Raw genomic sequence first — 9,440 nt, forward strand, 5'->3', positions numbered from 1 at the left:
CGCGCCGCGGGGCCGCCGGGGCACAGAACACAAACGGGGGGGCCCCCCCCTCCCCCCGGGGGGCGGACCCTCTGTTCGTTCCGCGTCCGCGGCGCCGCGCGTCCTACGACCAGGTGTAGCCCGGGTTCACGTGCATGCAGGCCTTGGTGTCGGCCCCGTTGAGCGCGTCGGCGGACTTGGGGGTCCTGTCGTCGTCGGCCGCCGCCTTGTACGCGGCCCCTTCCCGCCAGTCGGCGCCCACGACCAGCGTGACACCGGAGACGTCGGTCGACTTCTCCACCGCACTCGACGGGATACCGAGGGACTTGGCGACCCGCTGGGCGTCGCCCGCGAGGTCGGCGCTCGGATAGCGGATCACCGTGGTGGCCTCGGACACCGCCGTCGAGGTGTCGGCCGCCGCCTTGGTGAACCCCTTGCCGACGAGCCGCTGGGCCACGGTGCTCGCGCGCCCGTGGACCGCGGCCAGGGTGGAGGTGCGGGTGCCGTTCTGCACCAGTACCCCGATCTGGTCGTCCGCGGCCGCCGGGTCCTTCGAGACCGTCTCCTCGGTCTTCTTCTTGTCCTTGCCGTCCAGCGCGATGTCCTCGCGCACCAGCCGGAACAGCTTCGCCGCGTCGGCGGTGGGCTCCACGCGCGCTCCGACGTACCGGAACGGCATCGTCGTCATGGTGATGCGGTTCGACGGCACCTTCTTCAGCTCGTTGCCGAGGTCGAAGAGCTTCTTGACGGTACCCAGACCGTCGTCGACGGTGAGCGCGTCGGTGGCCGTCTCGGCGAGCATGCGCAGCTTGTTCGGGTTGCTGAGCGTCGCGTTCTCACGCAGCTGGCGGACCATCGAGTTCATGTACATGTGCTGCGCCTTGGCGCGAGCGATGTCGCTGCCGTCCTCGAAGCCGTAGCGGGTCCGCAGCCACGCCAGGGCCTGCTTGCCCTTGACCGGGTGGGTGCCTTCCTCCAGCTTCAGGCCCGAGCCGTGGCCCGCGCTGTCCTTGGAGTAGATGTTGGCGTCCACACAGACCGGGACGCCGCCGATCGCGTCCGCCATCGAGACCACACCCGAGAAGTCGATCTTCATGAAGTGGTCGATGTGGATGTCGGTGAGCTTCTCCCAGGTGGCCACCGTGCAGCCGGGGCCGCCGCGGCCCAGCGTCTCGTTGGTCATCAGCCGTCCGATGGTGGCCTGGTAGACCTTCCCGCTGGCCGGGTCCGTGCACTTGGGAATCTGCAGCAGGGTGTCGCGCGGCATGCTCACCACGGACATGTTGGTGCGGTCGGCGGAGACGTGCAGCAGCATCTGGACGTCCGCCAGGGGCACTCCGCCGAAGGTGTCCCGCGCGCCGCCGAGCTGCTGGTTCTCCTTGGTGTCCCGGGCGTCCGAGCCGATCAGCAGGATGTTCAGCGGAGTCTGTCCCGCCGAGTTGGCCCTGGACCGGGCGGCCCTGTCCTTCTCGTCGCCGAGGTTCAGGGCGTCCTTCTTGATGTTGGAATTCAGGTGCTGGTAGTACAGGTAGCCCGCTCCCGCGGTGCCGAGTATCAGTACCGCCAGGACGCTGGCGGACCAGCGCAGCACACGACGTCTGCGACGCGGGCGCCCCCCGCCCCCTCCGCCGCCCCCCTGCGGGCTCCGTTCACGCGCTCCGGCAGCCGGCCCGTCGCCGTCCTTCCCGGCCGGATTGCCGTCCCCGTCGTAGAGACTCTCGTCCCAGCCCAGTTGACCTGCCTGCCGGACACGTGGTCGCGTTCCCTCCCCACGTACATCGCTCTGCGCCATCTCCCTGCCCTCCCCACCCTGCGCCTGACACGGGTCCGCCCCGCGCCCGGTTAGACGCACGACGGACCCGTTGGGTTACCTACGAGGCGCACTTCACCTTGTCCGCCGTGGACTTGTCGACCTCCGGCGCCTTCGTCGGGGCGGTGAGCGGTTGGCCCGCGCCCTTGAAGTCCTTGCCCAGGGTCAACGTCATCGCGGGCAGCCCCTGGGAGTTGGTCACGCTCTTGCCGGGCTTCAGCGCGGATCCGGACAGCCCCATGATCTCGGCCAGCTTGCGTGCCTGTGCCGCCTGGTCGGGCGCGTACTCGAGCGTGGTCTTGCTCAGTACAGCGGGGGCGTTGCCCGCGTTCTCGGACTTCTGTACGCCCTCGGAGTTCTGCAGCCAGGCGAGGGTCAGCTGAGCGGAGCCGCCGGCCGCCCCGCCGTTGAGGATCCGCACCCGCACCTCGGAGGCCGCGGACTTGGTGCCCTTGAGGCGGGCCGCCTCGGCGTCCTTCGCCGCCTTCTCCTTCTTCTTCACCTCGGTGAAGGAGACGTCGTTCTTGATCGCGTCGAAGACGTCGGGGGCCGCCGCCGGATTGACGATGACCGTCTTGTGGTACTTGCCGTCGGCGGGGTTGTCGAGCACAGGCACCGTCATGAAGCTGATGTTCTTCGTCGGCACCTTCTTCAGCTCCAGCGCCACGTCCTTGAGGGTGCTGACCTTTCCGATGCCCGTGTCCACCGTGAGTGCCTTGGTGGCCGCCTCGGCCAGGCTGATCAGCTTGGTGGGGTTGGTGAGGGTGTCGCTGGAGCTCATCTTGCGCATGAGGGAGCCCAGGAACTGCTGCTGCACCTTGATGCGGTCCAGGTCGCCCTGGTTGCCCCAGCTGTGGCGGGTACGGACGAACGCCAGCGCCTGCTCGCCCTCGACCTTGCTCTTGCCCGCGGGCAGTTTGAGGTGCGAGTCCTTGTCGTTCACGGGGTGCGCGAGACAGACGTCGACGCCGTCCACCGCCGTCGTCAGTGTCTTCACCGCGTTGAAGTCCGCCATCATGAAGTGATCCACCGGGATGCCGGTGAGCTTCGTCACCGTGCGCATGGTGCAGCCCGGGTCGCGGCCGTCCTGGCCCAGGCTGATGTTGAAGCGGACGTTATCCGTGCCCGGGACGACCTTGGTGCTGCCGTCGGGCTGCTTGGTCGGGCAGTCCGGGACGTTCGCGATCAGGTCGCGCGGGATGCTCAACGCGGTCGCGTTCGTCCGGTCCTTGGAGACATGCAGCAGGATGTTGGTGTCGGCGTGCCCGACGCTGTTCGCGTCGCCGTAGCCCTCGTTGCCCTTGCCGGTGCGCTTGTCGGTGCCGATGATCAGGACGTTGAAGGCCTCGTCCTTGCTGAAGCCCTGCTTGCCCGCGCTACCGACGTCCGTGGTGCTGACGTTGCCCTCGAGGTGCTTGAGGTAGAGGTACGCCGCGGCCGACACGGCCACCAGCACGAAGGCCATCGAACCGCCGGTCCACAGCAGGATCTTCTTCGCCTTCGACTTCTTGGGCTTCTTCGTCCGGCGGCGGCCCGGCGGCGGCTCGGGCGGAGCGCCACGGCGTCTCCGCGGCCCCGGCACGTCGGTGCCGGGCGGCGCGGGACTGTCGCGCTCCGGTGCCGTACGCGCACGCTGTCCCGACCTCGTTCCCGCCCCCGTCGGCGCGGGGTTGCCGCGACGCGGTCTCGGGACCGACGACTGCGGTGCGGATGCGGTCAGTCGCAGTTCGTATTCACCGGTGTTCGGGTTGAGCACCCATTGGTCTGCGGGATCGATATTGTCCGCCCGCCCACGGCCTTGCGCGTCCACGGTTGTCTGAATCCTCCGTCGGGGCCACGCGGCGCCCTTCCCCCTCAAGGCGCTCGGGTCTCTCGGTCAAACAGTGCGCGACCTCCAGGACGGACCTCGTGGCCGGGTGCACCGGATCGCTCACACTATCTGCCCAGATCAGTGCCGAGCGACGGCGGTGACAAATTCCACTCGCCTACAACTGGGCAATCCGCCCTATTTCTCAGGGACTTCTTAGCTCAGCAGTTCCCGTCCTTGGCGCACGCTTTACCCGCAGGCGTCCTCGGCTGCCGTGTTCCCCCGGAAAGTCGGCGCGGGGGGAGGGGTGCCGGCGGGGGAGAGTGCCTGTTCGCCCCGCCACTTCCCGTCGCCGGCCGACTGCTCTTCGTAGTCGAATGCGAAGTCGTACGCGCCTTCATCGCGCCCCCCGAACGAGTTCCGGGCCGGGCCGGGACGGCCCGTTGCCGTATTCCCGCTCCTCATCCCGGAATCACCGGGAAGGCCCCCGGGAGACCCCTTCGGAAGCGCCTTGGCGACCGCCACCGGCGTGTCCGAACGGAGCCGGGCGAAGAGTTGTGCCGCCTCGGGCTCGACGAGTTGATCGCGATTGGCGTTGTACGCGTACGAGGTCCGGGGCACCGTCAGGAATTGCACCTGTTCCACGGGAATGTCGCGCATGCCGCGCACCAGCTGGTAGAGCCCGCGCAGGCTCGCCAGGGCGGGGTCCGTGGTGAGCGAGGACGTGGCCGCGTCGAGGACGGGATAGAGCTTCGTCGGATTCAGCAGGACGTCGTTGCTGCGGACCTTGTTGACGAGCGCGCCCAGGAACCGCTGCTGGCGGTCCATCCGGTCGGTGTCGCTGCCGTTGCCGATGCTCTTGCGGGCGCGCACGTAGCCGAGGGCCTGTTCGCCGTCGAGTGTCACCTCGCCCGCGGGCAGCCTCAGCTTGGCGTCCTTGTCGTCGATGGGCTGCTTCAGACAGACCTGGACACCGTCGACCGCGTCGACCATGTCCTTGAAGCCGTGGAAGTCGACGACCATGTGGTGGTCGACGCGGATGTCGGTGAGCTTCTCGACGGTCCGGATCGTGCAGGCCGAACCGCCCACCTCGAAGGCGGAGTTGAACGCCGCGAACACCGGTCTGCTGCGGGTGCCGTCCGGGCGGCGGCAGTCCGGCAGGTGCACCATCAGGTCGCGGGGCAGCGAGACGGCGGTCGCGCTGTGCCGGTTCGCGGCCAGGTGCAGCAGGATCGTGGTGTCGGAGCGCTCGGTCCCGGAGTCGCGGCCGTACTTCCGGTTCCCCTTGCCCGAGCGCGAGTCCGATCCGATCAGCAGGATGTTCTGCGCGCCCCGCACCAGCGCGGTGGGCCGCTCCTTCTCGTACCGGGCGAGCTCGGCTGCCGCGTCGTCGTCCGCCGTGATGTTCCCGTTCAGCTTCTCGTACACCGCCCAGCCGGCCCCGCTCGCGGCCAGCAGGAAGACGCTGACGCCCAGGGACGTGTTGCGCAGCCACAACCGCCGACGCCGCCGAGCGAGCCCGGTACCGGTGGCCGACGCCCCCGCTCCCGGCCCTGCGCTGTCGGTCACGTCGGGGAACCCCCTCCAGGCGTACGGGCGTGTCGTGCCGCGGTGTTCCTACGACCATGGCCCGTACGCCCCCCGGAGGCAGGCCGCTGATAGCCCGAACGGGCGACACCCCCCAAGGAGCGCGAGAAACGACGCGCCCACCCCCACACGCCCCGCACCCAGCCTGCGGCCTGCACGGGCCGTGCCCCGCAGGGGGCGCGGGGAACGGCGCGCCCACCCACATACGACCCGCACGCAGCCTGCGGCCTGCATGGGCGTGCCCCGTTAGGGGCGCGGGGAACGGCGCGCCCACCCACATACGACCCGCACGCAGCCTGCGGCCTGCACGGGCCGTGCCCTGTAAGGGGCGCGGGGAACGGCGCGCCCAGCCCCACACGACCCGCACCGAACAGTCCGGCCCGCTCCCCCTCCCGCCCCCCCGCCCCCCCCCGGCAAGGCCCCCGCTAGCGAGCCGTCGCGGTCACCCGCTCACTCTCCACCCGCTTCGCCAGCCCGTCCTCGTCCAGCGCCTGGAGATGCCGGCACAGCACCACGGACGCCCCGGTCGACAGCGGCGCGTACAGCCCCGCGCTCAGCCCCTCCCAGGTGTCGTACGCGAGCCCCGACAGGATGCGTGAGCCGGGCCCCGTCAGCCCGAGCGCGGGCGCGCCGGACCTGGCCCGCTCCACGACCTCGGCCCCCGTGTACTCCGCCCCGGCGACGATCAGAGCCGGCTCCTCCGGATCCACCGCCGCGTACGGCGCGAAACGGTCCCCCTGGCCGGGCACCTCCACCGCGTAGTCGGTGAAGCCCGCCGGTGTCTGCGGGAAGCGCCCGCCGAGCGGCCGCAGCGCGAGCGCGATCCGCTCCCCGGAGCAGGCGCGGGCCGCCTCCAGGGTGTCCGGCCCGCTGACCACGAGGTCGGCCGCGGCGGGATCACCGCCCACGTCCGCGACCACCCCCACCGACGAACAGGCCAGCAGCCACACCGCCGTCTGCCAGTGCGCGGGCAGCAGCAGCGCCAGCCGGTCGCCGGGTCCGGCGGACAGCTCGCCCTGGAGGAGGTTGGCGGTCTTGGCCACCCAATTGGCGAAGGTGGCCACGGACAATTCGACACGTTCACCCGTGGCGTCGTCGTAGAAGGTCACCAGCGGGCGTGCGGGGTCCGCGGCGAGCGCGGATCGCAGCAGGTCGGCGGGGGTGCGATCGATGGCGTTCACGCGCAGAAGCGTACGCGGGCCCCGCGCCCGGGACGGCCCGGACGTGCCACCGGTTCGGCCGAGCGCAGCAGACGGTCCGTCACATCCCCAATGGACAGATATGTACGCCTATGTCCACGATCAGGGGCATGCGTGGATTCCTTGCTTCCTCGGTCGGCGTCACCTGCGCGGCCGCTCTCGCCCTTCCGCTGGCCCTGTCCGCCCCGGCACAGGCCGGACCCCAGGCGGCGAGGACCGAGCCCGCCGTCCCGGGCAGCACCCAATCCCTCCCGCTCGTCCCGCTCGGCGACGGCCGCGCCCTCGGACCCGCCGCGCCCGAACAGGGCGTCGCCAGGCGGGCCGTACGGTCGTGCTCGCGCGTCGGGGGGGGGGGGGGGGGCCCCCCCCCCCCCCCCGCCCGGCGGGGGGGGGGGGGGGCGCCCCCCCCCCCCCCCCCCCCCCCCGCGCCCCCCTGGGGCGGGGGGCCGTGGGGTGTGGTTGTGTGGGGGGGGGGGGGGGGGGCGCCGCCCCCCCCCCCCCCCCACCGAACTGCGCGGCCGTGTCCAGGTCCGTACCCGCTCCCACGGCACCCGCCACTGGACCGGCTGGCAGGACATCGAGACGCACAACCACGAGCACGGCGCCGACCCCGACACCGCCGAGCGCGGCTCGGGCCGGGTGCGCGGCTCCACGGCGCCGCTGTGGGTCGGGAACTCCGACGGCGTCGAGGTACGCGTCCAGGCGGCGGTGGACGAACGGTCGACCTCCGCCGGAGAGTCGCCGCTCCCCAGGGGCATGCACCTCGAACTCGTCGACCCCGACGGGGGGTCCTCGTCCGGGAGGGGGCCGACGGCGAGCGGTCGCTCCACCGGGTGGAACGCCGGGACGGACTCCGTGACCACCGCCCTGGACGCGGCCATGGCCGCCACGACCGCCGCCCACGAGGCGTCCGCCGCCGACGCCGCGCTCGCGCCGCTCGGCGCCACCGCGATCCCGGCCCTCTCCAAGGCCCGCACCGAGCGCGAGTATCTCGCCGCCCACCAGGGCGAGCCGCGTGCGAAGCCGTACATCGGCGCGCGCCCGCGCATCGTCACCCGCCGCGGCTGGGGCGCGGACGAGGGACTGCGCGAGCGCGGTCTCGTGTACACCAAAATGGTGAAGGCCGCCTTCGTGCACCACACGGCCTCCGGCAACAACTACCGCTGCTCGCAAGCCTCTTCGGTCATCCGCAGTATCTACCGCTACCACGTCAAGAGCAGCGGCTGGCGTGACATCGGCTACAACTTCCTCGTCGACAAGTGCGGAACCGTCTACGAAGGCCGGGCCGGGGGCGTGGCCAAGCCCGTCATGGGCGCCCACACCCTCGGTTTCAACAGCGACACCATGGGGATCGCCGTCCTCGGCACCTTCGCCGACACGAGGCCGGCCGCTGCCGCGCTGAGGGCCGTCGCGCGGCTCACGGCATGGAAGCTCGGTCTCTACGGAGTCAATCCCCGCGGCAAGACATACCTGAAGTCCGGCGGTGGCAATCTCTACCGAAAAGGCAAGAACGTACGACTCAACGTGATCTCCGGCCATCGGGACGGGTTCGCCACGGAGTGCCCAGGGCGGCTCCTCTACGGCAAGCTCGGCTCGGCCCGGACGACCGCGGCCCGGTACCAGGGCCGCTGAGAGGGCTGGAGGCCATCGCGGAGTCCCCCGTCCGACGGAGCCGGCCGCGTCCGGCCCGGACGTCGTGCCCGACCGCCGAGGACACCCCACCGCCGTCGAAGGCGCCATCGAACGGACTGCATACACTGACCGGCCGGAACACCCTTCGGCCGGTCCCGGCAGGAAGCAGAGACGACAGGTGACAGAAGCGATCCTCCTGGTCGGTGGCAGAGGCACCCGGCTGCGCCCGCTCACGGTGAACACCCCCAAGCCGATGGTTCCGGCGGCCGGGGTGCCCTTCCTCACGCACCAGCTGGCGCGGGCGAGAGCGGCGGGCGTCGAGCACATCGTCCTCGCGACCTCCTACCTGGCGGAGGTCTTCGAGCCGTACTTCGGTGACGGCTCGGCGCTGGGTCTCCACATCGAGTACGTCACCGAGGAGGAGCCCCTCGGCACGGGCGGCGCGATCCGCAACGTCGCCGCACGCCTCCACTCGGGCCCGGACGAACCGGTCCTGATCTTCAACGGTGACATCCTGACGGGGCTGGACATCCAGGCGCTCGTCGCGACGCACGAGTCGTCGCGCGCGGACGTGTCCCTGCACCTGACCCGGGTCGAGGACCCCCGCGCGTACGGCCTGGTCCCGACGGACCCCTCGGGCCGGGTGACGGCCTTCCTGGAGAAGCCCCAGACGCCCGCGGAGATCGTCACCGACCAGATCAACGCGGGGGCGTACGTCTTCCGTCGCTCCGTCATCGACTCGATCCCCGCCGGCCGCCCGGTCTCCGTGGAGCGGGAGACCTTCCCGGAGCTGCTGGCCACCGGGGCGCACCTCCAGGGCATGGTGGACTCGACCTACTGGCTGGACCTGGGCACCCCCCAGGCCTTCGTACGCGGCTCCGCGGACCTGGTCCTCGGCCGCGCCCCCTCACCGGCCGTCCCCGGCCGCTGCGGCGACCGTCTGGTCCTGCCCACGGCCCGGGTCGCCCCGGACGCCAAACTCACCGGCGGCACGGTCGTGGGCGAGGGCGCGCAGGTCGGGGAGGGCGCGCGCGTCACGGGCAGCACCATCCTGTCCGGCGCCGTCGTCGAACCCGGCGCGATCATCACCGACTCCCTCGTCGGAGCCCACGCCCGCATCGGCGAACGCACCGTCCTGTCCGGCACGGTCGTCGGCGACGGCGCGGTGATCGGCCCGGACAACGAACTCCGCGAGGGCGTACGCATCTGGTGCGAGGCCCACATCCCGGCGGGAGCGCTCCGCTTCTCCTCGGACCAGTAACCACCCGGAACCCTCCGGCGCGGGCCGGCCCGCCTCGCCGCGCCAGAACCCTCCGGCGCGGGCCGGTCCCCTTCGCCGCGCCGGAACCATCGGCGCGCGCCCGCATCTCCAGCGCGGGCCCGCATCTTCAGCCCGTCGGGCTTTTGAGGACGAGCCCTTCGGGCG

At 71.5% G+C, this 9,440-nt stretch carries 6 protein-coding genes and 1 pseudogene; 3 read left to right on the plus strand and 4 right to left on the minus strand.

What is annotated here, in order from left to right; genetic code table 11:
• Positions 1–103: 103 nt before the first annotated feature.
• The 4 genes from ACFV2J_RS40660 to ACFV2J_RS40675 form a co-directional block, all read right to left on the minus strand.
• Positions 104–1,771 carry an LCP family protein gene (locus ACFV2J_RS40660; protein WP_385085271.1) on the minus strand — a complete coding sequence of 556 codons (1,668 nt, stop codon included), beginning with the start codon at positions 1,769–1,771 and terminating at the stop codon, positions 104–106.
• A 79-nt stretch (positions 1,772–1,850) separates the two neighbouring features.
• The gene (locus tag ACFV2J_RS40665) at positions 1,851–3,599 is read right to left on the minus strand and encodes an LCP family protein (protein WP_385085269.1); all 1,749 of its coding nucleotides are present in this window, start codon (positions 3,597–3,599) and stop codon (positions 1,851–1,853) included.
• A gap of 246 nt (positions 3,600–3,845) precedes the next feature.
• Positions 3,846–5,165, minus strand: a complete 1,320-nt coding sequence (locus ACFV2J_RS40670; protein ID WP_385085267.1) for an LCP family protein — start codon at positions 5,163–5,165, stop codon at positions 3,846–3,848.
• Between the two features lie 443 nt (positions 5,166–5,608).
• On the minus strand, positions 5,609–6,364 hold the full coding sequence (locus tag ACFV2J_RS40675; RefSeq protein ID WP_385085265.1) for a TIGR03089 family protein: 756 nt from the start codon (positions 6,362–6,364) through the stop codon (positions 5,609–5,611).
• A gap of 110 nt (positions 6,365–6,474) precedes the next feature.
• Between ACFV2J_RS40675 and ACFV2J_RS40680 the strand changes: the two are divergent.
• The 3 genes and pseudogenes from ACFV2J_RS40680 to ACFV2J_RS40690 all read left to right on the plus strand — a co-directional run.
• Positions 6,475–6,729 (plus strand): annotated as a pseudogene (locus ACFV2J_RS40680) (N-acetylmuramoyl-L-alanine amidase); the annotation flags it as partial.
• A gap of 112 nt (positions 6,730–6,841) precedes the next feature.
• Positions 6,842–8,014 carry a peptidoglycan recognition protein gene (locus tag ACFV2J_RS40685; protein ID WP_385443518.1) on the plus strand — a complete coding sequence of 391 codons (1,173 nt, stop codon included), beginning with the start codon at positions 6,842–6,844 and terminating at the stop codon, positions 8,012–8,014.
• A gap of 178 nt (positions 8,015–8,192) precedes the next feature.
• Positions 8,193–9,275: a sugar phosphate nucleotidyltransferase gene (locus tag ACFV2J_RS40690; protein WP_385085261.1), complete on the plus strand. Its 1,083-nt coding sequence runs from the start codon at positions 8,193–8,195 to the stop codon at positions 9,273–9,275.
• Positions 9,276–9,440: the final 165 nt, after the last annotated feature.

This window comes from Streptomyces sp. NPDC059668, from assembly GCF_042734135.1.
Classification (GTDB): domain Bacteria; phylum Actinomycetota; class Actinomycetes; order Streptomycetales; family Streptomycetaceae; genus Streptomyces.